The sequence below is a fragment of the Tessaracoccus sp. OS52 genome (genome assembly GCF_020687685.1).
GTDB lineage: Bacteria > Actinomycetota > Actinomycetes > Propionibacteriales > Propionibacteriaceae > Arachnia.
This window is the reverse complement of sequence record NZ_JAJEWM010000004.1, coordinates 35,814-60,911: the sequence shown is the minus strand read 5'-3', so window position 1 is coordinate 60,911 and position 25,098 is coordinate 35,814. Positions and strand designations below refer to the sequence as shown.

The window sequence follows — 25,098 nt, the reverse complement described above, 5'->3', positions numbered from 1 at the left end:
GGGCGACGATTCTCCGCTTCGGTTGCGCGGCTGGTAGTCTCATCAAGTCGGTCCGCCCAGTCTTACCTCGGACCGCTGGCGCGCAGGTCAATCCAAATCCTGCAGGACGCCGCTTTCGCTTCACAGCTTTTGCACCCGGTGAGACAACTCCCGATAGGTACCCCCTTTGTCTTCAGATTTCGCACGCCTCGGCGTGCCCGCCCAGCTCGCCTCCGCCCTGGCGGAGCGTGGCATCACTTCCCCCACCCCCATCCAGGCAGCGACGTTGCCCGACTCCCTCGCGGGGCGCGACGTCCTCGGACGCGGCCGCACCGGCTCGGGCAAGTCGTTCGCGTTCCTGCTCCCGATGGTCGCCCGCCTGAGCGAGTCGAACAAGCGCAAGCAGGCCAAGAAGCCGCGCGCCCTCATCCTCGCCCCGACCCGTGAGCTGGCCACCCAGCTGCACGAGTCCCTCGTCACCCTCGAGAAGCCCGCCGGCCTGACCTCCACCGTCGTGTTCGGCGGCGTCGGCCAGAACCCCCAGGCCAAGGCGCTGCAGCGCGGCGTCGATGTCCTGATCGCCTGCCCCGGCCGCCTCCTGGACCTCATGGGCCAGAACCTCGCCGACCTCTCGGCCGTCGAGATCACCGTCATCGACGAGGCCGACCACATGGCCGACATGGGCTTCCTGCCCGGCGTTCGCCGCATCCTGCAGGCCACCCCCGGCACCGGGCAGCGCATGCTGTTCTCCGCCACCCTCGACGCGGGCGTCAACACGCTCGTAAAGCAGTTCCTGCACAACCCCGTCACCCACGAGGCCGACTCCGAGCTCTCCCCCGTCGGTGAGATGGACCACCACGTCCTGCGCATCGACAACGACGACCGCACCCAGGTGCTCGCCGAGCTCGCGGCCGCCCCGGGCAACACGATCATCTTCACCCGCACCAAGCACGGCGCGAAGAAGCTGGCCAAGCAGCTGCTGAGCCTGGGCGTCCCGACGGTGGACCTGCACGGCAACCTCAGCCAGAACGCCCGCACCCGCAACATGGACGCGTTCCACTCGGGTCGTGTGCAGACGCTGGTGGCGACTGACATCGCAGCCCGCGGCATCCACGTCGATGACGTCGCCCTGGTTGTCCACGCCGACCCGCCCACCGAGCACAAGGCCTACCTGCACCGCTCCGGTCGCACGGCCCGCGCCGGCAATTCGGGCACCGTCGTGACGCTGGAACTGCCGTCGCAGCGCAACGACGTGCGGCAGTTGCTCCGCCAGGCGAAAATCAACCCCACCTTCACCAACGCGACCCCCGGCCACGAGATCCTCAGCTCACTCGCGCCCGGCGCCCGCACCTACCTGTCCGCCGACGAGGCGGCCAAGCTGGCCGGTGTCACGGCTCACAGCGAGCAGCAGACCTCGGGTGGCGGTAACCGTCGCCCCGGCAATGGTGGCGGTGGTCGTCGTGACGGTTCGCAGGCCGGAAGCGGCGCTCCCCGCAACGGTGGCGGTCAACGGTCTGCGGGCGGTGCGCGCCGCGGTGGATCACGTGGCCGGTCGGCAGCCCCGGACGGCGCATCGTCGGGAGCTGGCCGCAGCGCGGCCGACTTCTCGCGGAGCCTTCGCTCACGCTGAGCCAGATGTGAAGCAGCCCGCGTCCCGCCCCCCAAAGGGGCAGGATGCGGGCTGTTGTCTGCAACGCTGGGCTTCAGAATGAAGTAAACGCCGCGCTGGCCATTCCCCCGAAAGTCAGCGCGGCGTCCGTCGTCCCCCGAATAATCAGGAAACTTCCTCTATCCTGCCATGAGTCAGCTCGGCTGCGATAACTTGGGTCCATTTTTCGCTGAACTCCACACGATACAGGGCTGTATTTGCCCGCGGACCTTGGATTTTTGCCCACTATCGTTGATTTGGCGCGGCTTACCCCATGAATCCACGTTCAGGGCAAATAGCAGGACGCCAAGTAGGACTGCCCACTGGGGACCAGCCGGAAGGGCAGGCGCCCAACCTTCGCAGTCCACCCGGAATCGGCATCGCTTCGGTGGTAGAACGAGAACATGAACGCCACCATCTGGGAAGGGCGGCTCGCGGCTGCCAACGACGTCCGGTTCTTCATCGACTCCGCAGACCGCACCGCCGCCGAACCGTGGTTGCAGATCGGCATGTTCTCCGGCGTCACGACGAACCCGCAGCTCATGCGCGAGGCCGGCCAGCACATCTCCGACATCGCGGACATCTACTCGTGGGCGCGCGCGGCCGGCGCCCGTGAGGTGTGCTTCCAGGTGTGGGGCTCCACCGTCGAGGAGCAGTACCGCTCGGCCATGGAGATCCGCGAGATCGCGCCCGGTGCCACCATCAAGGTGCCCTGCACCGTCACGGGCGCACACACCATCTCCAAGCTTCGCGACCAGGACATCCCAGTCCTGCTCACCGCCGTCTACTCGGCCAAGCAGGCGCTGATCGGTTCCGCGCTCGGCGTGAAGTACATCGCGCCTTACTTCAACCGGATGTTCCGCGCCGGCCTCGACGGCACCGAGGAGATCAAGCACATGGTCAAGGCCGTGCCGCAGGACGGCTCGGGACCGATGATCATGGCGGCCTCCATCAAGTCTGCGAAGCACCTGGTCACCCTCACCGACATCGGCGTCCGCGTCTTCACCGTCTCCCCCTCCGTGCTCGACGACCTGTTCACCGACGACCTCACGGCCAAGGCCGTCGAGGACTTCGAGGACTTCATGACCGACGTCCGCTGACCTGGGCAAGAGGAATCCGGGACGCCCAGGGCCCTGCCGTGGACGAGCACCCTCGACCACCCGCCCCTCGGTGAAATCCCCCGCGATTGACCCGCGGCCCAGCCCTCAGTCCCTGCCTGAGCCTGCACCGACGAGGGACGTCCGGAGGCTTTCCGGGCCCGGCTCGATCCCGTCCAGGTGTTCAGAGCGCAATTCGTCCATGAAGCGCCGCTGCAACGCTTCCCCGCCAGCATGCAGCGCTGCCGCAGTGGCTCCGATGTCCGGATCCGCCGGGAGCCAACGGTTACCCCAGTCCCCCAGAGCCACAAGCACAGGGACCAGTTGAATCGCCGGTTCCGTTAGCCGATAGAGCACTTTCTGACTGTGCCGGGGGTCCGTGTGCTTGCTCAGGAGACCGGCCGCTGTCAGCTTCTCGAGACGAGCGCTGAGAATGTTGGACGCGATCCCTTCAAGTGAACCGGCCAGCAGGTCCCGGTAGTGCCGGGGGCCGCCGAAGACCAGGTCCCGGAGAATCACGAGACTCCATCTGTTGCCGAGCAATTCACTGGCGAGGTTGATCGGGCAACCGGAGCGTCCCGGAGGAACCGACAAACCCGCCCGCAAATCTGGTTGCATCATGCACCCAGTCTACCCTACGCTGAATCCGGTTGCCTTTTGCAACCAGTCTGGCACGACAGCCGTCGACAGTCACAGGAGGGCCAGAGTTCATGCCAGCAGCCGAGTTCCGAAACGAAGGGAATGCAATGAACACAACGGAAGAACTGCCCTACGTCCTGCTCATCCCGGGGGCCTGGATGGCCTCCTGGATCTGGGAACCGACGGCGGAGTCCCTCCGCCGTCGTGGCATCGACGCGGAGGCCATCACCCTCGCCGGTCTGGAGCCCGGAACACCAGAGGAACGGGTCGGGCAAGTGCGTCTGGAAGACCACGTCATCCAGGTGCTGGACCACCTCGCGAGGAGGGGTTCCCGCCGGGTTGTCCTCGTCGGTCACTCCTACTCAGGCATGGTCGTTGGCCAGGTGGCCGACCGGCTGGGCCAGAGCGTGGCTTCCGTGCACTTCGCGAGCTTCCTCCCGAGGGACGGGCGGAGCCTGCTCGACGACTGGGGGCCGGACGACGCCGCGCGGGCACAGGAGCGCGCCGAGATCGTCGCGGCGGCACACCTCTGGGCTCCGCCTCCAAGGGCGGCACTGGACCTGGAGAAGGGGTTGTCCCCCGACGACCGGGGCCTCTTGGCCGCCCGCTTCACCCCGCACCCGGGACGGACCGTGCTCGACCCAGCCAAGATGCGCAAGCCCGTCACTTCGCAGGAGGCGACGTTCGTTGCGACGTCGGAAGCGGATGTCCCAGCCATCCTCCACTCTGCGGCGGCCGACGACTGGGACATTCAGATCCTCGACGGCGGTCACTGGGCCATGCTGGAACAGCCAGAGGCAGTGGCTGCGCTCGTCGCGGACCGTGCGACGCGCCATCGGGGCAACTAGCCGATCACCGGACAACTCAGGGGCGCGCCCCTAGGCTGGATTCGGTCACCCGCGATCCCCGAGGAGCACAAATGCGCCCGAACGAGTACGTCCCCACTTCCGCTGTGCACCTGTACCCGTCGATGTTCACCGACGCGGAGCGCACCATCGTCAGCACCAACGACGCCGTGGTCAGCACCTTCCGCTACGACTCCGGCGTCGAGGCGCTGCGGATCACCACCGAGCGGGTGGAGGTCGTCGTGCTGCCGTTCCGCGGCCAGCAGGTGTGGCGCTACATCGTCGACGGCGAACCCCTCACCATGGTCACCCACTTCGACGAGCCCGCGGCGTCGACCGTGTTCGGCGAGACCTACGGCGGCTTCCTGCTGCACTGCGGCCTGACCGGCATCGGGCACCCCGCACCCGAGGACACCCACGCACACCACGGCGAACTGCCCAATGGCCGCTTCGACGAGGCGTTGCTGCTGGTGGGCGACGGCCCCGACGGAACCTGGGTCGGGGTGGCGGGCAGCTTCCGGCTGCGGGTCAGCCACGGTATCGACGTCGAGTTCGAACCGTTCCTCGCCCTCCGGCCCGGCGGGACAGCACTCGACCTCGACGTGCGCATCACCAACCACCGGGACAACCCCTTCGGCTACTCCTACCTGTGCCACGTGAACTGGCCCATCTTCGACGGCGGCCGCCTGGCCCAGACGGTGCGCCTCGACGCCGAGCACTTCGAGATGGCACCCGACCCCGGTCAGGACGACGTCACCGCCGCCTACACCGAGCGGATCACCGCGAATCTCGACGCCTCCAACGAACTCGACATCGCTCAGTCGATCACGCCCGAGTACTGCGCCATTCTCACCCCCGAGGCCGACGACGACGGCTGGGCCCACTTCCTGCAGGTCCGCCCCGACGGGCGCGCGGCGTCGGTCAGCTTCGAGACCGAGCACCTCCCCCATGTCATCCGGTGGATCTCCAACACGGGCGACGAGTCGGCTGCCGGCTTCTGCCTGCCCTCCACCGCACACCATCGCGGCCGGGTGGCGGCCGAACGCGACGGCATGGTGCGCACCATCCAGGGCCACGAGAGCGTGGACATGAGCTTCGAGATCGACTTCCTCCCGAAGGAGGAAACCGACCGCCGCCTGAAGCTCATCGAGCAGGTCCTCGCCACCCGCTGACCACGTCACCATCCCGCTGGCCGGGCGACAACTCGACGTTGAACCGCGTCCCACCCAGGCCGACCCTGTCGAATGCCCCTTCACCGGGTTCGTGTTGCACCCGTCAACTGAACCTGACGATGTTGTTGAACACCACCTTGGTCACGGTGCGGTAACCGTCGCCGATCCGCTCAACCACCTTGGCCTCCGCGAAGCTGCGGCAACCGTTCCACCCGGTGACCGGCGTGTTGCACTCGGTCCGCCAAAGGCGCCCGTCGTCGGCCCGCCACTGCCCGGTCGTCGCCAGCGGGTTTCCGGTCCAAAGTGACTTCGGCGCCTCGACATAGGTCAGGTTGTTGAACGCCCATTGATTCACCTGCCCGTAGCCGTTGCCCACCCGCAACACCTGCGTCGCCCAGATGTAGGTCCAGCACCGGCTGGTTGCCGAGTACGGCTCGCAGGCGGTCATCCAGCGCCGGCCGTTGACCTCGTGGTAGCCGGGCGTGATGTAGAGGTCCTCCGGCGTGCTCACAGACGGCGTCGGTGAGGGTGACGGCGTCGGCGTCGGCGTCGGCGTCGGACGCGGCGTTGGGCTGGCAGTGGGCGACGGGCTGGGGCTCGGCTCGCCGATGGTCACGCCGTCGGCGAGACTGATCGGGAAGTCAGTTGGGTCCTGGCACTCGTCACCGACCCCGTCGGCGTCGCTGTCCTGCTGGTCCGGGTTGGGCACGTCGGGACAGTTGTCGAACTCGTCGGGCACCTCGTCGCCGTCGCGGGTGATGGCCAGCCTCGTGCTGCCCACCGACTGAAGCCCCTCGGCGTCGGTGACCCGCACCCCGGCGAAGCCGGTGATCAGCTCGTCGTAGGAGTGTGTGATGGTCGGTTCCGTGGTGATCACGTCGTAGGTGCCGTCGCCGTCGAAGTCCCCCTCGTAGCTTGTGATGCCGCCGACGGCGTGGCTGCCGCGAGCGTCCAGGACAACGTCGGAGCCCACCTTCGCCACGTACGGTCCATTGAGCCAGCCGAACGGACGATCGATGACGTCGGTCACCGCCTCGATGAACAGCTCGGGGATCTCCACAGATCCGTCTGCGCGCAACACCTGCCCGCCGGTCGCCTCCACCAGGGCCGTCAGGTTTCGCGGTGCCCGATGAGGTTGGGGTGCCACCACTCCTCTGCGGTCATGGAGAACCGGGCGGAGGTCTTGGCGCCGTCCGCTGCATCTCCGTCGGTCTCGGTGAACTCGTTCAACCAGCGGTAGTCGTTGACGGTCCCGAGGCGTGGGTCGGGCTCGTGCCCGCCGAACGCGTCGCCCACCTCACCGACGTAGATCACACGCTCCCCCCACGTGCTGCGCAACCCATCCACCACGGCCTTCTGGAGCCCCCGCGCCTTGACACCCAGCGCCCGCACGGCCGCAGCCGCGTCATAGGAGTCCCCGTCCTTGTTGAGGACGTATGCCCTGTCGGTGGCAAGAAGCGGGTAGCCCATGAGGACCACCTTCGAATCCGGACGGCCCGTCATCTTCTCGCCCAGCAAACGCCCGATCGCGGTGGCCGTCGCATTCATGGCGTCAGCGAGGTCTGCGTCGGCGGCCTCAACCGCGGCGCGGCAGGCCTGCGGCGTGGCACCGTCGGTGACGAACGGCACTGCGGGCGCGAAGCAGTCCTCCACGATGGTGGCGAAGTTCACGTCGTTGCCGCCGATGGTCAGCAACACCAGGTTCGTCTGGGCGCCGACGGCGTCGGCCTGGGCGTCCATCGTCAACTGACAGGCGTAGGAGTACGGGTAGAACCAGGCACCGCCGCTTTCGATGTTGTAGTCCACCGAGGCGATGTCGTCGCTCGTGCCGGCGCCGCAGGCGTCAGCAGCCTGCAGCTTGGCCAGGGCATCGGCCTCCGAATCCGCCTCACGCCCTTGCGGGACTGCGCGGCGAGGGTGCGCTGGTTGAACAGGTTGTCGGTCACGCCGCCGGAGCAGGCCCGGTTGGTGTAGGTGGTGCTGATGCCCGCGGAGTTCGCCCAGGCCTCGAACTCGCTTCCCCAGTTGTTGGAGCTGCGGAAGCAGCCCTGCGGGCCGTAGTAATCCCCGGCACCGTTGCCGGCGGAGTAGGAATCGCCGAGATGGACGATGGCGAGCTTCTACTCGGGCGGTGCAGTGTGTGCGGGCTGCTGCCCCGACAGGGCAAACCCCGCGACGATCGAGAGCATCAAGGCAAGGCGGATCCGAGGGTTCACGGCGTCTCCAGGTTCGTGAGTTTGACCAGCAGCAGCCCGTCGTCGGTGACGGTGATCGCACAGGTGCGCCGAGGGGAATCCTTGGCGCCGCGCCAGGTTCGGAGGGCTTCGTTGATTGGTGCCTCGCCCACCCATCCCGCGTCCTCGGCCGCCGTGACCGCACGGGTCAGGACGTCGTCGTCAATGATCTGGAAGTGGTGTGTGAGTTCTGCATACTCGGGCTTGCCCATGGTGGTGCGGTAGCCGCGGGATTCCGACGAAACCAGCTCGAGGTCCAGGAGCTGCTCGTCGGCCATCGGGTCGGATGTCAGAGCCTCCAAGGGTTCTAGGTCCTCCTCGGGGCCGCAGGCGCCCAGCCCCCACAAACCGGCCACACTCACCACACCAAGAAGTGCACGGCGCGAGACCCTCATGCCGCGCTCGTGGAGAGACGTGGGCGTCCGCGGGGCGGGCCACTGGCCACCGATCCCAGACCACGCGACTCAGCCGGACAGCGCATCATTGCCTCCCCCAGGAAACGTGCAGCATGACGATTTGACGCAACCCCCCGGCGGCCAGCAGCACTGGTCGGCGCTCGGTGGGCACGAGCCTACACATTGCTGCTATTGGAGGACAGGCCTTTCCTGAACATTTACTGAGTCGCGCGCAGGGTTTGCCCCCTGAGGTGTTTGGCAGCGGCTGCTACTCGAAATACCCCGGCGTGGCGTAGAACGCCATGTTCGGCTGCCGGACGTCGAGCCGCCCGTACTGCGCGACGATGCCGACGTTCGATGACAGCCCGATCGCGTACTGCTCCTCCAGCGGGATCTCACGCCCGCCCATGTCCGAAGCGACGTTGGTACGCAGACACCGCACCACCTCGGCACCGACATCGACGGTGAACCTGTCCGGTGCACCTTCGGTCCAGTACAGGGTCACTTCCACGGTCGCTGGCTCGGGGTTCGGGTTGAGGATGATGATCGACTCGTGCCCCTGGAGTTCGCCGTCACCGGGCGGGGGCAGTTCGGCGTCCGGGAAGAACCACTTCTGGCGGCCTGTCATGCTTCACTCACTTTCAAGGACTGGAGGGTGTCGGGGGTCTCGACACGGGGGCTCGCAGAGCTCGCCGCCCTACTCGACCAACGAAGAACTGGGCCGCGGGCGCCCGGGGTCTCGACACGGGGGCTCGCAGAGCTCGCCGCCCTACTCGACCAACGAAGAGCCTGCAGGCTCGCAGAACTCGCCGCCCTACTCGACCAACGCAGGGTCATCAGGCACCCACCTTCTTGGACTCGCGCTCGCGGACAAGGGCCGGCACGTCCTTGGCCTGCATGAACACCGCCCCCTGGTCCTTCAGGCCCTGGATCAGGATCCGCAGCTCCTCCAACGCGCCCGGGCCGCAGTTCTCCGTGATGAAGCCCTCGGGGATGACGGTCGCCTCGCCGAAGTTGTAGCTTTCGGCCATCGGCCAGAACTCCCACGGGTGGATGTAGAAGCACAGGTAGGTGTCGAGCCCCTTGCCGTCGCAGAACTCCTTGAACTTCATGGAGCGCTCAAGCATGTAGGCGCCGCCCTTGGTGCGGAACAGCGGCCACTGGTCCCGGTCACGTTCCAGGCCGGGATCGTTCGACTCCATCACCATGTCGGCGAAGTTCGGGATCTCGAGCACGGCTGAGTCCCCCGGCTTGGTCCAGTCGTCCAGACTCGGGAAGTAGGGCGCGAACTGCTCGCGGTAGAAGTACATGGGGTAGGTCATGTCGGCGACGTAGCCGAGCTCGTCGAGCGCCCGCACCACCTCAGTCGAACCCCAAAGGCGCGGGCAGCGGAACGTCACGGGGCGCACGCCCGTGGCCTCCTCCACCAGCCTGGTGTTCAACTCGATCCGAGGCTTGACCTCATGCGGCAGGATCGGCTTCACCCCCGGCAGGTCGAACAGTGGGTCACCCACGGTCTCGTGCTGGTAGGAGTGCGAGCCCACCTCGTGGCCCCGGTCCAGGCACTCGCGCGCGACGTCGGGATTCTCGCGGGCGCACTCGCCGGTGAACACGAAGGTGGTGGTCACGTCCAGTTCGTCGAACAGGTCCAGCAGCAGGGGCGTGCCGTTGCGCAGGCCCTCGTAGTAGGGGGTGAAGCTGCCGACGTCGGTCTCCATGTCGATGCCGATGATGACCGTGATCGGGTTGTCAGACATTGTTTCCTCTTCTCGTTCAGCCCAGCGAGCCGCACTCGCGGGGTCGCTGGGTAATCAGGTGGTCTCGCCCAGCCGGAAGCTGGCCGGGAACCGGTGGCGCGTGTGTGGGGACTGCCCGGCGATCCCCTGCTGCAGAAGTTCCCAGGCCTTCTCTGCGATCCGGTCCACGGGCTGGACCATGGTGGTGATCACGGGCCTCATGAACCCGTAAGCGTCCAAGTGGTCGAAGCAGGCGACGGCGAGGTCGCGCGGCACCCGCATGGCCCGGGTCTGCGCCTGCCGGATGGTGGCGTAGGCGAGCACGTTGTTCTGGGCGATGATCGCCGTCGGGCGGTCGTCGCCGTTCATGAGCGCGGCGGCCTTGGCGTAGGCGTCGGCGTACTGGAAGTTCGTCCGGGCCACCCAGCCGCGCTCGAGGGTCAGTTTGTTGTCCTCGAGGCAGCGCTCGAAGCCCTCCAGACGCTCCAGCGCCGACGACTCCCCCGCCGGCCCCACGACCGTGGCGATCCGGGTGTGCCCGCGGTCGACGAGGTGCTGGGTGAGGGCATAGGAGGACTCGACGTTGTCGGCCCCGACGTAGCTGCATTCGGGCCCGCCCTGCGGCAGGTTGTCGACGAAGACGATCCGTCGCATCAACGGTTCCGGGAGCGAGGCGTAGGTGGCGCTACCCGACGTCGCCACCACCAACCCGTCGACGGTGGAGGCGCGCAGGTGCCCGACGAAGGTCTCCTCGCGGCGCACGTCGTCGCCGATGTTGAACAGGATCGGCGTGTAGCCCTTGGCGCTCGCGAGGTGGTCGACCTCCTTGAACAGCAGCGCGTAGAACTCGTTGCTGATGTCGGGCACGACCACGCCGAGCGTGCTGGTGGACTGCAGCTTCAGCGACTTGGCCATTTGGTTGGGGATGTACTGCACCTGGTCTGCGTAGGCGAGCACCCTGCGCTTCGTCGCAGCCCCGACCCGTCCCTTGTTGTTGAGCACGCGCGACACCGTCGACTCGCTGAGCCCCAACTGCTGGGCGATGTCACGAAGGGTTGCCATATGTCCACCACCTGGATCCGGGGCCTTGGGTCACTTCCGCTTGGAGTTGACGTCGATCAGGACCACCGTGATGAGGATGGCACCCTTGACGATCCACTGGAAGTACGTGTCGATCCCCAGCAGCACCATCGCGTTGGAGATGACTCCGGTCAGGAAGGCAGCCAGCACCACCCCGAGCACGTTGCCCCGACCACCGAACAGCGACGTCCCGCCGAGCACCACGACCGTCATGACGTCGAAGAGCATCGCGTCGCCCAGCGTTGCGGAGCCGGACATGGTCCGTGCCGTCAGACCGATCGAACCGAGCGTAGCCAGCAGCGAGCTCAGCACGAAGGCGAGCATGCCGATGAACTTGACGTTGATGCCGGACAGGCGCGCGGCCTCGGCGTTGCCGCCGACGGCGTAGAAGCTGCGGCCGAGCTCGGTGTGCATCGTGAACACGTAGCAGACGGTGGTGACCAGGACCATCAGGTAGACGGGTACGGGGATGGCGAACAGGTAGCCCATCCCGAGATAGTTGAGCCAAGTCGGCAGGCCGCTGATCGGCAGGCCGCGGGAGTAGAGGAAGGCGATGCCCGTCAGGACGTTCATGGTCACCAGGGTCGCGATGAACGAGGGCACGTTGCCGTAGATCACCAGCGCTCCGTTGACCAGGCCGATGACCACCGCGCTGACCAGGACCAGCAGCAGCGCGACCCAGACGTTCAGACCGCTCTTGGCGACCAGGCCAGCAAGCAACACCGACTGCAGGCCGATGGCCGAGCCGATGGATAGGTCCAACTGCGCGATCAGGATCACGAAGAACTGGCCCAGGGCGACGATCGCCAGGAAGGAGATCTGGCGGGCGATGTTCATCAGGTTCCCGAGCTCCAGGAACCGGTCGATCGCCACCGCGCAGATCGCGAACAGCGCGAGGAACAGGAACAGGATCATCCACTCGTTGACGAAGGCGCGCAGGCCTCCCGAGTAGCGCGTGCTCTTGGCCGCGTAGGTTGCTTGGGTCACTTCTCGACTCCCAACAGGCTGGTCATGATTTCGGACTGGTTCTTCCGCTCGCCCTCGAAGACGTCGCGGACCTTGCCCTCGTAGAGGACGTAGATGCGGTTGGCGAGGCCGAGGAGCTCCTCGATCTCGGGTGAGACGATCACCACTGACTTCCCCTGGGCCGTCAGCGCCGTGATGAGCTTGTAGATCTCGCTCTTGGCGCCGACGTCGATGCCGCGGGTCGGCTCGTCCATGAGGAAGATGTCGGTATCCGCGATGAGCCACTTGGCGATGACGATCTTCTGCTGGTTGCCGCCGGAGAGTTTCGCGGTGGACTGCCACAACGAGGAGTACCGCAGCCGAAGCGACTCCAGGGTCTCGTAGGAGTGCTCGAGCTCGGCACGGTCGTCCATGAAGACGCCCCACTTCTTGAACTTGCTCATCGACGGCAGAGTCGTGTTCTTGCGCACGTCCAGCGCACCGTTGAGGCCGAGCCGTTTGCGCTCGTCAGGTACGAAACCGAGGCCGTGGTGGATGGCCTTTCGCGGCGATGACATCGCCACGCCCTTGCCGTTGACGCGGATTGATCCGGACCTCACCTTGTAGTCCCCGAAGATCGCGCGCAGGAGTTCGGTCTTGCCCGCGCCGACGAGCCCGGCTATGCCGACCACCTCGCCGCGTCGGACCTGGAGGTCGACGTCGGAGAATGCGTCGCTGGTGAGGCCTTCCACCTCGAGCACGATCTCCTCGTCAGGCTCGTTGATGGGTGGGAAGACCTGGCTCAGTTCACGTCCGGCGATCAGCTCCACCAGTTTGGGCTTGGTCAGATCGGAGACGTCGCCGGTCTGGACATGCCGGCCGTCCATCAGAACGGTGTACCGGTCACAGACCTCGAAGATCTCGTCGAGCCGGTGGGAGACGTAGATGATCCCCTTGCCGTCGTCGCGCAGGAGGCGCACGATGCGGAAGATGTTCTCGATGTCGTTCTCGGGGAGCACAGCCGTGAGTTCATCCAGGACAATGACCTGCGCCTCCCTGGACAGCGCGCGGGCGAGCTGGACCAGTTGCTTCTCGGCGGTGCGGAGATACTTCACCGGGACGTCGAGGTGGATGTTCACGCCGAGGTAGTCGAGCAGCTCCCGGGCGCGGGTGCGCTGGGCCTGACGGTCGATGAACGGGCCGCGCTTGGCGTAGTGGCCCATGTAGATGTTCTCGAGCGCCGTGAGCTCCTCCATCAGCTGGAACTCCTGGTGCACCACCGCGATCCCGAGCCGCTGGGACTCGCGCACGTCGTAGTGCCGGGGCGTGGGTTCGCCGCCGATCAGGATCTCCCCGGAGGTCAGGGTGTATTCGCCGATGATGGCCTTGGCCAGCGTCGACTTGCCCGCGCCGTTCTCGCCGACGAGCGCATGGCACTCGCCGGGGCGCAGGTCGAAGGAGACGCCGTCGAGGGCCACCACGCCGGGGAACTCCATGCGGGCGTCCCTCACCTCGACGAGCGGCGTCGTGCGGGTGGTGCTCTCGGTTGCGGCTTGGGTCTCGGTGCTCATGAGGCTTCCTTGTCTGCGAGCCAGAGCCAGCCGAGGGCCTCGATGCCGGAGCAGATGATGTCATCGTCCGGGTCCTCGGGATGGCGGATGTTGTGGATGAGGCGCTTCATCTCGTGGTAGGGCATCATGCAGCTCTTCACGCCGGTCCAGCCGACCGGTACCAGGTCGAAGAACATCTCCTTGGCGATGTCGAAGTCACGCTCGTTGTGGTGCAGCACCTCATCGAGGAGCTCGTCCTTCCTGGCCGGGTCCGTCTCGCTCTCGTAGGCCAGGGCTGCCAGCACGAGGTCGTAGATGACGCGGTTTCGGCGCTGTGCGTTCTCGAGACGGTCGAAGTGCTTGGTCCAGACCTTCAGCCGCGGGTTTGCCTGCAGCCGCTCCCGGATGTCGCGGATCTCGGCCAGCAGTGGTTCGTGGTCGGCCATCGCCTGCTCGATGCGTGGGATGTCGGCGTCGGTCATCCTGTTCGACTGGAACGGGAAGGGCGTGGTGTACAGCGGGATCTGGCTCTCGTGGATGGTGAGGATGTCACGCATGACCTGCAGCACCCGGGCGCCGAGTTCGTCGCCGAACGTGGTGGCGCAGACGCTCTCGAAGAACCGGTCCTGCTCCATCCGCGAGCCCCAGCCGTAGTTGCCGTGCGCGAACAGGTGCAGGAACAGGCCGTACCACTCGAAGATGTAGCCGTTGATCCCATGCACGTCGGCCTCGACGCTGGTGATGTGCTGTTCGATGTCTCGTTCGATGACCTGCACGTTGGGTTCGTCGGCGTAGCGGATCATGTTCGACTCGAACGTCCGGTACAGCCGCCCCATCGTCGAGGTGATCGAGTTGGACTCCGAGTCCCGCCCCCAGATCCGCTCCTTGCCGAACGCCTCGACCCACTTCTCGAACTCCGTCGGCGGAACGTAGAGGGCCGGCGCCCAGAACAGGACCACATCGTCGGGCAGCGCATCGGCGGTCTCCCGCAGCCACGCCGGGTCCTTCTCCAGGGGCGGCTGGCGGTAGGCGCGGATGCCGATGATGGCGTCGGGATTGACCTGACGCACCTCCTCGCGGATGCGCATCAGCAGTTCGGTGTTCGCCTTGTGCTTGGCCTCCCCGGGCGACGACGCGTGCCGCCCCCAGCGCTCGGTGCAGCGCTCGCAGTTGCAGAACCAGAAGCCCTCCTCGCTCTCCTCCAGCGTGTAGCCGTCGAAGCCGAGTTCGGCGATCCTGCGCATCGAGGCGACGACGTAGTCCACCGATTCCTCGTCGGAGAGGCAGACCGAGTCGAAGTCGTTGAGGAAGTCGCTGCCGGGAGGGGTCACCATGCGCTTTTCGGGGTGGGCGATGGTCCAGCCGCCGTTGTAGGAGTTGAGGCCGACGTAGGCCAGGACTTTGACGCCCAGCTTGTGGGCCAGGTCGAGGAAGCGCGGCAGGTAGTTGTCGACCACGTTCGGGTGGGAGTAGCCGACGTCCATGAAGCGGCCGTTCTCCTGGTTCCAGACCTTGACCGGGATGTTGGAGAAGGTCGTCTCCGGGTACTCGGGGAACTCGAAGGGCCAGTAGCCGTACATCACCATGTTGAGCTGGTTGACCTTCTGGTCCACGCACTGGTTGAGGAACTGCTCCCACTCCTCGAAGCCCCACAGCTGCATGTCGAATCCGATGCGGCCGTAGCCGGCGTACCAGCTGAAGGTCGGAGCCACGGCGCGGACCGGGATGGAGGGGTGGTCGACGATGCGACAGGCCGGCAGCCGGAACCCGTCGGCGGCGCCGTCGAGGACCTCCTGCTCGGAGATGAGCTGCTTGAGCGTCGTCAGCGCATTGACCAGCCCCGGCCGGGCGGAGGCGGCGATCCGGGCGCCGTCGTCGTCGACCTCCAGCACGTAGCCCTGCTCGGCGAACAGCTCGGGCTTGTCCACCTCCACATCGGCCGGGACAGCGGCGGAGATTGTGACGCGGAGGGCGCCATCGGCGTCGCTGAAGATACCCGGGTAGTTCCAGAAGCGCAGCGCGGCCAGTTCGCGCACCTCTTCGACGGCGACGTCTCCGACGGCCTCGGCGTCGAGCTGCAGGTGGGTGAAGGGGCGGGTGAGCGCGCCCCTGTCGTCGAGCTGCTTGGGTTCGGGCAGGGTCCTGATCATTTGCAAAACCTTCCGGAATGGGTGGGTGGGCCGGTTGGGCGGTCCGTGGGGGCCGGACCGCCCAGCCGGGTCTTGGGGTCGGCTCAGCCGAGCCAGGTCCAGTTCTGCCAGTCGTAGTCGCCGATGTTGTCCGGGGTGATCGCCTCGGGCTTGGGGAGGTCGTAGGTCTCGGGCAGGTCCTCGCCCTCGGCCATCGACTTCCACAGGGCGTCCATGGCGGTGTATCCGAGGACGACCGGGTCCTGCAGTACCTCGCCGATCCAGGCCTCGTTGCCGTCCTGGATGTACTGGAGGACTTCCTTGTCACCGGCGATGCCGATGAACTTGATCTCGCCGTCGCGACCCGCGCCGACCGCCGCGTTGTAGGCGCCGATGACCTCGGCGTCGTTGTGGCCGGCGACGAGGTCGATGGTGGCCTCTCGCTGCAGCACGTTCTCCATCAGGCTCTGGGCGGAGTTGCGGTCGCCGGCTCCGGTGTCGCCCTCCTCGATGATCTTGGCTTCGGGGAAGGCCTCGAGCACGACGTCGCTGAAGCCCTTGAGCCGGTCAGCGCTGACCTCGCCCGAGGTGGGCACGGTGATGTAGACGACTGTCGGGTCGGGCTTGCCGAGCGTCTCGAAGTAGTCCACGGCCACCTGACCGGCGGACTCCCCCAGGGCGACCATGTCGTGGCCGACGAAGGTGTTCCACACCGCATCCTCGGGGTTGTCGGGCTGCTGCGGGTAGTCACCGACGACGAACTGCGTTCCGGTGCGCTTGTGGAGGTCCACCATGGTGGGGATGATGGCCTTCGAGTCGGTCGGGAACACGACGATCCCCTTCGCGCCGGCCGAAACCAGGTTCTCCAGGTTCTCGATGTTGGTCTGGATGTCCTGCTGGCTGTCCTCGAACTGGAACTTCACGTTGGCGTCGGGGTTCTCCTCAGCCCACTTCTCCATGCCCTCCTGCGCGCCGAGGAACCAGGCGTACTGCAGCGTGAAGATGCTGCCACCGATGAGCGTCTCGTCCTCGCCGAAGGCGTGATCACCGGAACCCTGGGTCTCACCTTCCCCAGTGGCCGTGGTCCCGCTGGCCGAGGTCTCGCCCTCGAGCGGGTCGGCCGTGGCCCCCGAGCATCCAACAAGCAGCAACGATGCTGCCGAGAGCAGTGCGACTGCTCCTGTCCTGATCCGCATTTGGTTTCTCCATTCGGTTGATTGATCTACCAGGGTCGGGCCGGTACCCCACCCACTCTGGCGACGACGCCGCGCCCGGCACCAGCCGGCCGACGGGTCGCCGGGTGCGCCGGGCAGTTGCCCGCATCACACCGGGACCAGCGGCTGGGAGACCGCCTGTGGTCCCCGCACCGCTCGCCTTCAACTTCCGCCCGGTCCTCCAATGGACTGGGGCTTTTCCACCGAGCCCTTCGACGGACTCAACGCAACGGCTGGCCGGAGCCCGCCGACAGCGACGCTGCTGCGCGCATGGCTTTCATTCGTTCTTCCTCTTGGGTCTGGGAAGGGTGCGGCCCGCTGGGGCCGCACCCCGTCGGGATCAGGCGTCGAGCTCGTGGATCTGGCCGATCTGGTTGGCCAGGAACTCCACGCCGCCGTCACGGATCACCACCGGCTTCTCCCACCGGACCCCGAAGTTGGAGCCGATGCCGAAGGTGTCGATCTGGAAGGTCATGTTCGGCTTCAGCGTGTAGTCCGAGCTGGTCTCCATCCAGGGAGCCTCGACCTCGGTCAGGCCCAGACCATGGCAGGGGCCGTACACGTAGGCGTCCTTGCGGCCGGCGTCGATGAACTTCTGCTCGTAGTCGCGGGCGATCTCCCCCGCAACCCGACCGGCTCGCAGCTCACCCTCGGTCCACATGTGCATCTCGAGGATGTAGTCGACGATGTCCTTCTTCTCACCCTTCAGCGGGCCGAGCGAGACGGGGATGCCCACCGCGGGGCTGTAGCCGTCGACGGCAGCCGACAGGTTGAGCTGGATGATGTCCCCGGGCTTGAGCACGCGGTAGGAGGAACGCGAGATGGCGTGCTTGGTGCTCTCCTCGGCGAAGCAGTACTGCGGCAGGCCTTCGTACTCGGCGCCGTTCTCGTACATCGACTTCTGCGCCACGCCGACCAGCTGGAGCTCGGTCATGCCCGGGCGGATGGCGGCGACGACGTCGGCGATCGCGAGGTCCGTGATGCGGCCGGCCTCCTTCAGGCATGCCACCTCGGCGTCGGACTTCACGGAACGAAGCGCCACCATGATGTCGCGGGCATCGACGAGTTCCGCGTCGGGGAAGGTGTTCTGCAGCGACTGCCAGACCACGACGTTGGTGTCCAGCACTGACGCGACGCCGATCCGCAGCTTGCTGCCCGTCACGCCGAGGTGGCGAAACACCTCGTCGAACTTCTGCAGCGTGAGGTGGGGGTAGTCGGGGTCCGCTGACTCGCGGTACTCCGCCATGACGAAGACGTCGTCGATCCGGCCGGTGTCCTTGGCGAAGAGGTCGGACTCAGGGCCCACGAGCAGGGCAGCCTTGCCGTCAGGATTGATTGCCACTCCCGCACGCTCGAAGACGGGCCAGAATCCGCTGAAGTAGCGGGTGTTGGCGTAGTCGGCCTCGTTGCCGTTGAGCAACAGGGCGTCCAGGCCTCGTTCCCGCATCAGCTCCCCGGCGCGCTTGGCTCTCTCGGCGTACTCATGGGCTGGGATCTGGACTCGGTCCATGACTGATCTCCTTTGACAATCATTCGTCGGGGCCCGGACTTCGCTATCCGGCCTTGCGCAATCGTTTGCGCACAACTGACTCTAGGGAGGTCCCGAGACGGTGTCAACGGCTTGCACGAAGAAAATTGAAGCGCTTCATGGAAGCTGGTGCCAAGCGCGATGCGGGCGACGGACGCGAACTCGGCGTGTCGTGGACAGGTCCCGTCCATGACACGCCGAGTTTGCGTCGCAGAATCCCACGCCCCCTCAGACCGCCGGCCGGAAGGTCCCGCCGGAGGCGGGGCGGAGGGGGGCCGGGTGCGGGGGCGGGGGCCGGGGCCGGGGTCCGGGGGCCGGGGCCGGGACCGGGGTCCGGGGGCCGGGGCCGGGGCCGGGGTCCGCGGTCCGGGGGCCGGGGGCCAACCGTGCGAGGCAGCGAACGTGAGACCATCGTGGGATGGACCCAATCGACGAGCTGATCCTGGCCGAGACCCCGCAGCAGGCGACGGCGATCGCCGTCATCGACGCACCGGCACTGGTGGAGCACGCGCTCAAGATCACCGACGACGTGCGCGTCTGGTGCGACGACATCCGCGACGCCGAACTCGTCGAGGAGCGGCTCATCGTCGAGCACCCCTCAGACCTGCACGGCGTCGACCTCGCCTGGGGCCACCTTCCCAAGTCGCTCGGCGCCCTGGACGAGCAGGCCGTCAGCATCCAGGGCGCCACGGACGTCACGTTCCTCACCGGCGCCCGCATGAAGCACATGAACCGCACCATGAACGAGGTCCTCGGCAAGCATTTCGCCGCGGTCAACGCGACGCTGGGGCACCGCAAGTCCCGGGCGCTGCGCGCCTGGGGACCGGCCAACCTGGAGTCCGAGTGGCCAAAGGCCCGCCACCACGACGACCTCGGCCTCACGATCGTGGCCCACGGAGCGACGTTCGCCGGCACCAAGGTCGACGCAGGCACCAGGCTGCTCCTGCAGCACCTCGACGTCGCGGGCGAGCACGTCCTCGACTTCGGTTCCGGCAACGGGGTGATCGCAGCCGTCCTGGCCCGCAAGGGGCACCGGGTGGATGCGCGGGACTCGTCGTGGTCCGCCGTGAGCGCCACCCTGGAAACCGCGCAGGCCAACGAGCTCGAGGTCCAGGCCACCTGGATCGCCGGCATCGCCGACCTCCCCGACGGCTCGCTCGACGCCATCGTCACCAATCCGCCCTTCCACCAAGGGACGACGAAGGACTCGACCGACACGCTGGAGATGTTCGCGGAGGCCAGCCGCGTCCTGACCCCCGGCGGCCAGCTGTGGTGCGTCTACAACTCCCACCTGCCCTACCGTCGCGAGCTCAACGAGCGTGTGGGGCGCACGCGCGTCGTCGCCCAGGACTGTGCGTACACGGTCACCTTCACCGAGAACTGCGGTTGAGCCGGTGACCGAGCTGCCCGGCTACGCCGAGTCGACACTGGAGATCCGCGGGCTGGCCGTGGGCGTCCTGGACTCCGACCCGGACCGGGACCCCGCGGAGCGCACCTTCGTCCTGGTCCACGGGCTGGGGGTGTCGTCTCGTTACTTCAGGGAACTTGCCGACGCGCTGGTCCGGCACGGACGCGTGGTGTCGATCGACCTGCCGGGCTTCGGCGGCACGGAGAAGCCCGACCGCACCCTCCGGATCGGCCACTACGCGATGGTCGTGGCCGAAGCGGTCGAGCACCTGGGTCTGCGCGACGTCGTCCTCACCGGGCACTCGATGGGGTGCCAGGTGGTGGTGGAGGCCCTCGCGACGAGGGACGGGATCGCGACGAGCGGGGTGCTGATGGGACCGGTTGTCGACACCGCCCAGCGCAGTGGCCCGATCCTGGTCCTGCGTTTCCTGCAGGCGGTCGCGAGGGAGACCCCCGCGTCGGTGACGCCGTCACTGATTGCCTGGCTCCGGACGGGGCCGAGGATGATGATCGACACTTTCCCGGTGATGCTGGACTACCCCATCGAGAAGCGGATCGCCGACGTGCGGGTCCCGCTCCTGCTGATCGCCGGTGAGCGGGACAAGATGGCGCCTCCCCGCTGGCTCGAACAGTTGCGAACAGCCGCCGGTGAGGGGCACACCGTCGTGGAGCGGGTCGCGGGCGCGTCGCACCAGGTCATGGTCACCCACCCCGAGCAGGTGACGACGAACATCCTGCGGCTCGCAGGGGTGCAGCATGGCTGACCTCCGAAGCCGGGTGAGGCGCGGCCGCGCCGCGGGCCACGACTGGCTGCTGGCCGGCGTGGACCTCGCGGGAGCCATGTGGCGACGGGTCAGGCCGGTCGGCGCACTGCACGTCGAGCCACACCCCGACTGCCGCGAAATCCCCCTGGTGCTGTTGCCGGGGATCCTGGAGCCGTGGAGCTACCTCGCCCCCATGGGCACCTGGCTGCAGCAGCAGGGCCATCCCGTCCACTACGTCGAGACGCTGGGTTGGAACCTGGGCGACCTGGCCGCATCGGCCGAGAGTTGCCTTGCCACCCTGCGCGAACGAAACGTCGAACGGGCGGTGGTTGTCGCGCACTCCAAGGGCGGCCTGATCGGCAAGGCGATGCTCACGGAGGTGATGGCGGAGCGCGGGGGGTCCTTCGACAGGTCCAGGAAGACGCAAGTGCACGGGACGACCGATGCGCTGAGCGCGGCGGACGAGGAGCCGGTCGTCGTCGGCGTGGTGGCCGTCGCGACGCCGTTCTCGGGGTCGACGCTCGGCGGGCTGCTCCAGAGACTGCCACTGGTGCACCGGACGCCGGTGGGCATGTTCCTGCCGGGCAGCCCGCAGCTCTCGGCGCTTGCCAGGGAGCAGGCCGTGAACGCCCACATCGTCTCCCTGGCACCGGAATGGGACCAGGTGATCCCGGGCGGGTCACACCTGGAGGGCGCGACCAACTTCGCACTCGACGTCCCCGGGCACTTCCGGCCGGTGCGCGACCGGGGGGTGTGGGAGATCGTCCACGAGTTCGCCCACACCCTCGCCGAAACGGCCCGTTAGCCCGTCAGGCAGTCGCTCCCGCGGTCACCTGCGGCTGGGCGCGACGCAGGACGCGGCGTACCGCGCCGCCTGCCTGGCGCGCGGCCTCACCAGCGGAGTCCCTGACCGCTCCGGCCACCTCGGCCAGACGCGAGTGCCCGGGCCGCTTGTTGGGCAGCGAGTACTTGAACACCTTGCCCCACGCGGAGGCGACCTGCTTGGGCAGCGGGCCGGTCACGTAGTGCAGGTGGTAGCGGTCCATCAGCGCGCGGATCCTGGGTGCGATCTGCGCGTAGCGGTTGCTCGGCATGTCGGGGAACAGGTGGTGCTCCACCTGGAAGGACAGGTTGCCGCTCATCAGGTGGAGGAACTTGCTGCCGGAGATGTTGGCCGAACCCAGCATCTGGCGCAGGTACCACTCGCCGCGGGTCTCGTTCTCGATGGACTCGGTCTCGAACGTCTCCACCCCTTCGGGGAAGTGGCCACAGAAGATCACGCTGTGCGTCCAGAGGTTGCGGATGGTGTTGGCGATGGCGTTGGCCAGCAGCGTTGAGAGGAACGACGGCCCCGAAAGCAGCGGGTGGACGACGTAGTCCTTGCCCATCTGGGTGCGGATCTTCTTCAGCACCTTTCCCAGGTCGGAGCGGAACTGCTCGTTGGACTTGGTGCCCTCCTTCCAGCCCTTGACGTCCAGGTCGTAGGCGGCGATCCCGTACTCGAAGATCAGCGCAGTCACCAGGTTGGTGATGGGCTGGAACAGGAACACCGGCTTCCACTCCTGGTCCTGGTCAACCCGCAGGATGTTGTAGCCGAGGTCGTTGTCCATGCCGAGGACGTTCGTGTAGGTGTGGTGCCCGACGTTGTGGGACTTCTTCCACAGTTCTGCAGGGGAGGCGAAGTCCCATTCCCACGTCGTCGAGTGGATCTTTGGGTCCCGCATCCAGTCCCACTGGCCGTGGAGGATGTTGTGGCCGATCTCGGTGTTCTCCAGGATCTTGGCGACGGTGAGCCCGGCGGTCCCGACGATGAACGCTGGCGGGAACTTGCTGAACAGCAGCACGGCGCGGCTGGACATCTCCAGGATCCGCTGGGCGGAGATGACCTTGCGGATGTAGCGGGCGTCGGCCTCGCCGCGGCTGCCCATCACCTCGTCACGCAGGGCGTCGAGTTCCCGCCCGATGTCCTCGATGTCGTCGGGGGTCAGGTGGGCGATGGGGTTGGCCTTGCCCGAGGCGAAGGTCGCCTGCTGCTCCGCGGGGCGCGAGCCGGTGATGCGGTTGGGACGGACGGGGCCGTTGAGCGGGGCGTCGGGATCGACGTCGTCAAGGTGGCGGGTGGTCATGGTGGTCATGTTGGTGATCCTCACAGCACGATCTGGCATGGGCCGGCGGCTGCCGACACACATGTCTGCACGAGGACCGGGTCCTCGGGTATTGCAGCGGTGAGCTCCCCGGTGCGCAGGTCACGCACGCTCCCCTCGCGCAGCTGGGCCACGCAGTTGAAGCAGATGCCCATTCGGCACCCGGAGGGCATCAGGACGCCGGCGTCTTCACCGGCGTCGAGGATGGTGGTCGCGGCATCTGCGGCGACCGTGACTCCGGAGGTCGAGAACGAGATCTCGCCCCCCTCTCCCACCGCGGTGATCCGCGGCCGGAAGCGTTCGGTGTGGAGTTGGCTCGCGATGCCGTGGGCGTCCCAGTACTCCTCGGCCTCGTCGAGCAGCCCGGTGGGTCCACAGGCCCAGGTGTGGCGCTCGGCCCAGTCGGGCACGACGTCGCCGATCCGCGCGACGGGCAGGCGCACCTCAGAGCCGTCGCGGCCCGTGATCCGCTCCACGAACCGGATCCGGCCGCCCGCGTGCAGCGCCCGCAACTCGTCGCGGAACATCATCTCCTCCTCCGACGGCGCGGAGTGGACGACGACGACGTCGGAGAGCTGGAGATGGTTGCGAAGCATTCCCATGACCGGCGTAATGCCGCTGCCGGCCGTGAGGAACAGGACGGCCGACGGCGCGGGCTCGGGCAGGACGAAGTCGCCGGCCGCCTGGTCCAGGTGGACCAGCTGGCCGGGGCGGACCTTGTTGAGGACGTGGTTGCTGACCTTGCCGTCGGCAATGGCCCGGACGCTGATGGTTAGCGTCTTGCCGTCGACGGGGCCGGTGAGCGAATAGGCCCGCCAGAGCCGGACACCGTCCACCTCGAAACCGATCCGGATGTACTGGCCGGGGGTGGGACGACGCCAGCCGCGGCCCGGTTTGATGGTCAGGGTGGTGGCTCCGCGGAACTCGTGGTCGACGGCGACCACCCGGCCCCGGAGGTCCGCGCCGAGGCGCAAGGGGTCGATCAGCCCGAGGAAGTCCTCGGGCAGCAGCGGGGTGGCGAGGGCTTCCGCGACGCTCCGGGCGCTACGGCCTGCCACGCCGAGTGCCTTGCGGGCGAACCCGCCCAGACCCTCTGCGGGCGGTCTTGTCCGCTCGGTGGAAGCCACACTTCAACGGTAACCTACGGTTCCGTAACTTCAAGGGATCGTCCAGAACTCGATGCACAGAATCGAACAAGTTCCCTCACAGGAAGCTCACAGGTTCAGGCATTTCAGTGGAGCAGTACCCGAAGAGACAACACGAAAACCCCGGAGTTGAAATGACCACCACCCCGAACAATCGGCCCGAGTTCCAGCCCAGCGCGCCCCAGCCGTGGCAGGGGCAATGGCTTCGCGACCAGGGCGGAGCCGGCACCCAGCCCATGCCCACCGTGCCCCGAGAACTGGGCTCCCCCGCCCCTCCCCCGCCCGCGCAACCCGCCACGTACGCGCCCGCCCAGGCATTCACCGCAAGACCCCGCAAGCGCCGGACGCTCGCGGGCATCGTCGCGCTGGCCGTCATGGCCGTGGCAGGCGGTGGAGCGGTTGGGGCGGTCACGACCAGCTCGTTGCTCGACGACAACTCCACCTCCTCCGGCGCCAGCGTCACCCAGGTGGTCCAGGCCGATCCCTCGAACCCCGACTGGTCCGCCACCGCCGCAGCGGTCTCCGACGCCGTCGTGGCCATCCAGGTGGCCGGGCCGGGGGGCAGCGGACAGGGCTCGGGCGTGATTCTCGACGCCGAGGGCCACATCGTGACGAACAACCACGTGGTGGCGGGAGCGGGATCCGGCGGGCGGATCACCGTTGTGATCGGCACGACCGCCCACGAGGCGGAGATCGTCGGGCTGGACCCCTCCACGGATCTGGCGGTGATACGACTCGTCGATCCGCCACAGGACCTGGAGACGATCTCGTTCGCCGACCTGTCGACGCTCGAGGTGGGGGATCCGGTCATGGCCGTGGGCAACCCGCTCGGACTCTCCGACACCGTGACCACCGGGATCGTCTCCGCCCTGGACCGTCCGGTTGCGACGCCCGCGGTTTCCTCCGGGATGGTGGGGGACTCCGGAAACGGCATGGTGGTGACCGCCGCCATCCAGACCAGCGCAGCCATCAACCCCGGTAACTCCGGGGGAGCACTCGTGAATGCCTCCGGTGAACTGGTGGGGATCACCAGTTCCATCGCGACCCTCACCAACTCGTCGGGCCAGTCGGGCAACATCGGAATCGGCTTCGCCATCCCGGTGAACCAGGTGCGCAACGTCGTCGACCAACTGATCACCAACGGGGTGGCGCAGCATGCGCAACTGGGTGTCAGCGCCAGCGACGTGGAGGGCTCCAGCCAGCTCGGCGCGCAGGTTGCCGATGTGGTCCCCGGTTCCGCAGCCGCGGAGGCCGGCATTCGTCAGGGCGACGTGATCATCGCACTGGACGACCGCCCGATCGTCTCGTCGGAGGCGCTGGTGGCGCTGATCCGCTCCTCCGCCGTGGGCGAGGAGGTGGAGCTCACCATCGTTCGTTCCGCCACCGGTTCAGGAGAGCCTTCTCAGGAGACGGTCACCGCCACCCTCACCGCTGCGACGAACTGACA

General features: G+C 67.2%; 22 protein-coding genes. 8 read left to right on the top strand and 14 right to left on the bottom strand.

The window, feature by feature from the left end:
• Nucleotides 1–166: 166 nt before the first annotated feature.
• Both LKO27_RS12785 and LKO27_RS12780 read left to right on the top strand, forming a co-directional pair.
• On the top strand, nt 167–1,609 hold the full coding sequence (locus LKO27_RS12785) for a DEAD/DEAH box helicase (protein ID WP_227737903.1): 1,443 nt from the start codon (nt 167–169) through the stop codon (nt 1,607–1,609).
• Between the two features lie 422 nt (nt 1,610–2,031).
• Nucleotides 2,032–2,727: a transaldolase family protein gene (locus LKO27_RS12780; RefSeq protein ID WP_227737902.1), complete on the top strand. Its 696-nt coding sequence runs from the start codon at nt 2,032–2,034 to the stop codon at nt 2,725–2,727.
• 105 nt (nt 2,728–2,832) lie between these two features.
• On the opposite strand, the gene LKO27_RS12775 is transcribed toward LKO27_RS12780, so the two are convergent.
• Entirely contained in the window at nt 2,833–3,342 is a 510-nt protein-coding gene (locus LKO27_RS12775; protein ID WP_227738047.1) for a helix-turn-helix domain-containing protein, read from the bottom strand.
• Nucleotides 3,343–3,470: 128 nt separating this feature from the next.
• Between LKO27_RS12775 and LKO27_RS12770 the strand changes: the two genes are divergently transcribed.
• Together LKO27_RS12770 and LKO27_RS12765 are read left to right on the top strand one after the other, a co-directional pair.
• Nucleotides 3,471–4,211 (top strand): alpha/beta fold hydrolase, encoded by a 741-nt coding sequence (locus LKO27_RS12770; RefSeq protein ID WP_227737901.1) that lies wholly within the window; start codon nt 3,471–3,473, stop codon nt 4,209–4,211.
• 71 nt (nt 4,212–4,282) lie between these two features.
• Nucleotides 4,283–5,380, top strand: coding sequence for a DUF4432 family protein (locus tag LKO27_RS12765; RefSeq protein WP_227737900.1), 1,098 nt, complete (start codon nt 4,283–4,285; stop codon nt 5,378–5,380).
• Between the two features lie 103 nt (nt 5,381–5,483).
• On the opposite strand, the gene LKO27_RS12760 is transcribed toward LKO27_RS12765, so the two are convergent.
• The 11 genes from LKO27_RS12760 to LKO27_RS12710 form a co-directional block, all read right to left on the bottom strand.
• Nucleotides 5,484–6,527 carry a thrombospondin type 3 repeat-containing protein gene (locus tag LKO27_RS12760; RefSeq protein ID WP_227737899.1) on the bottom strand — a complete coding sequence of 348 codons (1,044 nt, stop codon included), beginning with the start codon at nt 6,525–6,527 and terminating at the stop codon, nt 5,484–5,486.
• Nucleotides 6,491–7,186 carry a hypothetical protein gene (locus LKO27_RS12755; RefSeq protein ID WP_227737898.1) on the bottom strand — a complete coding sequence of 232 codons (696 nt, stop codon included), beginning with the start codon at nt 7,184–7,186 and terminating at the stop codon, nt 6,491–6,493. The genes LKO27_RS12760 and LKO27_RS12755 overlap by 37 nt, the downstream gene beginning before the upstream one ends.
• A gap of 406 nt (nt 7,187–7,592) precedes the next feature.
• Nucleotides 7,593–8,009 carry a hypothetical protein gene (locus tag LKO27_RS12750; protein ID WP_227737897.1) on the bottom strand — a complete coding sequence of 139 codons (417 nt, stop codon included), beginning with the start codon at nt 8,007–8,009 and terminating at the stop codon, nt 7,593–7,595.
• Between the two features lie 268 nt (nt 8,010–8,277).
• The gene (locus LKO27_RS12745) at nt 8,278–8,637 is read right to left on the bottom strand and encodes a sensory rhodopsin transducer (protein ID WP_227737896.1); all 360 of its coding nucleotides are present in this window, start codon (nt 8,635–8,637) and stop codon (nt 8,278–8,280) included.
• Between the two features lie 208 nt (nt 8,638–8,845).
• Nucleotides 8,846–9,766, bottom strand: coding sequence for a polysaccharide deacetylase family protein (locus tag LKO27_RS12740; RefSeq protein WP_227737895.1), 921 nt, complete (start codon nt 9,764–9,766; stop codon nt 8,846–8,848).
• A gap of 54 nt (nt 9,767–9,820) precedes the next feature.
• Entirely contained in the window at nt 9,821–10,807 is a 987-nt protein-coding gene (locus LKO27_RS12735) for a LacI family DNA-binding transcriptional regulator (protein WP_227737894.1), read from the bottom strand.
• A gap of 30 nt (nt 10,808–10,837) precedes the next feature.
• A complete protein-coding gene (locus LKO27_RS12730) occupies nt 10,838–11,812 on the bottom strand; it encodes an ABC transporter permease (RefSeq protein WP_227737893.1) in 975 nt (324 codons plus the stop codon).
• On the bottom strand, nt 11,809–13,341 hold the full coding sequence (locus LKO27_RS12725) for a sugar ABC transporter ATP-binding protein (protein WP_227737892.1): 1,533 nt from the start codon (nt 13,339–13,341) through the stop codon (nt 11,809–11,811). Before LKO27_RS12725 ends, LKO27_RS12730 begins: the two co-directional genes overlap by 4 nt.
• Nucleotides 13,338–15,470, bottom strand: coding sequence for a glycoside hydrolase family 20 zincin-like fold domain-containing protein (locus LKO27_RS12720; RefSeq protein WP_227737891.1), 2,133 nt, complete (start codon nt 15,468–15,470; stop codon nt 13,338–13,340). Before LKO27_RS12720 ends, LKO27_RS12725 begins: the two co-directional genes overlap by 4 nt.
• A gap of 83 nt (nt 15,471–15,553) precedes the next feature.
• Entirely contained in the window at nt 15,554–16,645 is a 1,092-nt protein-coding gene (locus tag LKO27_RS12715) for a sugar ABC transporter substrate-binding protein (protein WP_227737890.1), read from the bottom strand.
• Between the two features lie 358 nt (nt 16,646–17,003).
• Entirely contained in the window at nt 17,004–18,173 is a 1,170-nt protein-coding gene (locus tag LKO27_RS12710) for a Xaa-Pro peptidase family protein (protein ID WP_227737889.1), read from the bottom strand.
• A gap of 436 nt (nt 18,174–18,609) precedes the next feature.
• On the opposite strand from LKO27_RS12710, the gene LKO27_RS12705 reads away from it, so the two are divergent.
• The 3 genes from LKO27_RS12705 to LKO27_RS12695 are packed head-to-tail and all read left to right on the top strand — an operon-like array spanning nt 18,610 to nt 21,167.
• Nucleotides 18,610–19,581 carry a class I SAM-dependent methyltransferase gene (locus tag LKO27_RS12705; protein ID WP_227737888.1) on the top strand — a complete coding sequence of 324 codons (972 nt, stop codon included), beginning with the start codon at nt 18,610–18,612 and terminating at the stop codon, nt 19,579–19,581.
• 4 nt (nt 19,582–19,585) lie between these two features.
• Nucleotides 19,586–20,362 carry an alpha/beta fold hydrolase gene (locus LKO27_RS12700; RefSeq protein ID WP_227737887.1) on the top strand — a complete coding sequence of 259 codons (777 nt, stop codon included), beginning with the start codon at nt 19,586–19,588 and terminating at the stop codon, nt 20,360–20,362.
• Nucleotides 20,355–21,167: a triacylglycerol lipase gene (locus LKO27_RS12695; RefSeq protein WP_227737886.1), complete on the top strand. Its 813-nt coding sequence runs from the start codon at nt 20,355–20,357 to the stop codon at nt 21,165–21,167. The genes LKO27_RS12700 and LKO27_RS12695 overlap by 8 nt, the downstream gene beginning before the upstream one ends.
• Before the next feature lie 4 nt (nt 21,168–21,171).
• Here LKO27_RS12695 and LKO27_RS12690 read toward each other — a convergent pair whose 3' ends face one another.
• The gene (locus LKO27_RS12690; protein WP_227737885.1) at nt 21,172–22,497 is read right to left on the bottom strand and encodes an acyl-CoA desaturase; all 1,326 of its coding nucleotides are present in this window, start codon (nt 22,495–22,497) and stop codon (nt 21,172–21,174) included.
• A gap of 11 nt (nt 22,498–22,508) precedes the next feature.
• A complete protein-coding gene (locus tag LKO27_RS12685; protein ID WP_227737884.1) occupies nt 22,509–23,633 on the bottom strand; it encodes a ferredoxin reductase in 1,125 nt (374 codons plus the stop codon).
• 152 nt (nt 23,634–23,785) lie between these two features.
• Between LKO27_RS12685 and LKO27_RS12680 the strand changes: the two genes are divergently transcribed.
• Nucleotides 23,786–25,096 carry a S1C family serine protease gene (locus tag LKO27_RS12680; protein WP_227737883.1) on the top strand — a complete coding sequence of 437 codons (1,311 nt, stop codon included), beginning with the start codon at nt 23,786–23,788 and terminating at the stop codon, nt 25,094–25,096.
• Nucleotides 25,097–25,098 lie beyond the last annotated feature (2 nt).

What these genes read in the sequence shown, in the direction of transcription:
- LKO27_RS12780 (WP_227737902.1), top strand. Translation starts at nt 2,032, where the DNA reads ATGAACGCCACCATCTGGGAAGGGCGGCTCGCGGCTGCCAACGACGTC.
- LKO27_RS12775 (WP_227738047.1), bottom strand. Translation starts at nt 3,342, where the DNA reads ATGCAACCAGATTTGCGGGCGGGTTTGTCGGTTCCTCCGGGACGCTCC.
- LKO27_RS12770 (WP_227737901.1), top strand. Translation starts at nt 3,471, where the DNA reads ATGAACACAACGGAAGAACTGCCCTACGTCCTGCTCATCCCGGGGGCC.
- LKO27_RS12765 (WP_227737900.1), top strand. Translation starts at nt 4,283, where the DNA reads ATGCGCCCGAACGAGTACGTCCCCACTTCCGCTGTGCACCTGTACCCG.
- LKO27_RS12750 (WP_227737897.1), bottom strand. Translation starts at nt 8,009, where the DNA reads ATGAGGGTCTCGCGCCGTGCACTTCTTGGTGTGGTGAGTGTGGCCGGT.
- LKO27_RS12745 (WP_227737896.1), bottom strand. Translation starts at nt 8,637, where the DNA reads ATGACAGGCCGCCAGAAGTGGTTCTTCCCGGACGCCGAACTGCCCCCG.
- LKO27_RS12740 (WP_227737895.1), bottom strand. Translation starts at nt 9,766, where the DNA reads ATGTCTGACAACCCGATCACGGTCATCATCGGCATCGACATGGAGACC.
- LKO27_RS12735 (WP_227737894.1), bottom strand. Translation starts at nt 10,807, where the DNA reads ATGGCAACCCTTCGTGACATCGCCCAGCAGTTGGGGCTCAGCGAGTCG.
- LKO27_RS12725 (WP_227737892.1), bottom strand. Translation starts at nt 13,341, where the DNA reads ATGAGCACCGAGACCCAAGCCGCAACCGAGAGCACCACCCGCACGACG.
- LKO27_RS12720 (WP_227737891.1), bottom strand. Translation starts at nt 15,470, where the DNA reads ATGATCAGGACCCTGCCCGAACCCAAGCAGCTCGACGACAGGGGCGCG.
- LKO27_RS12715 (WP_227737890.1), bottom strand. Translation starts at nt 16,645, where the DNA reads ATGCGGATCAGGACAGGAGCAGTCGCACTGCTCTCGGCAGCATCGTTG.
- LKO27_RS12710 (WP_227737889.1), bottom strand. Translation starts at nt 18,173, where the DNA reads ATGGACCGAGTCCAGATCCCAGCCCATGAGTACGCCGAGAGAGCCAAG.
- LKO27_RS12705 (WP_227737888.1), top strand. Translation starts at nt 18,610, where the DNA reads ATGGACCCAATCGACGAGCTGATCCTGGCCGAGACCCCGCAGCAGGCG.
- LKO27_RS12695 (WP_227737886.1), top strand. Translation starts at nt 20,355, where the DNA reads ATGGCTGACCTCCGAAGCCGGGTGAGGCGCGGCCGCGCCGCGGGCCAC.
- LKO27_RS12690 (WP_227737885.1), bottom strand. Translation starts at nt 22,497, where the DNA reads ATGACCACCATGACCACCCGCCACCTTGACGACGTCGATCCCGACGCC.
- LKO27_RS12680 (WP_227737883.1), top strand. Translation starts at nt 23,786, where the DNA reads ATGACCACCACCCCGAACAATCGGCCCGAGTTCCAGCCCAGCGCGCCC.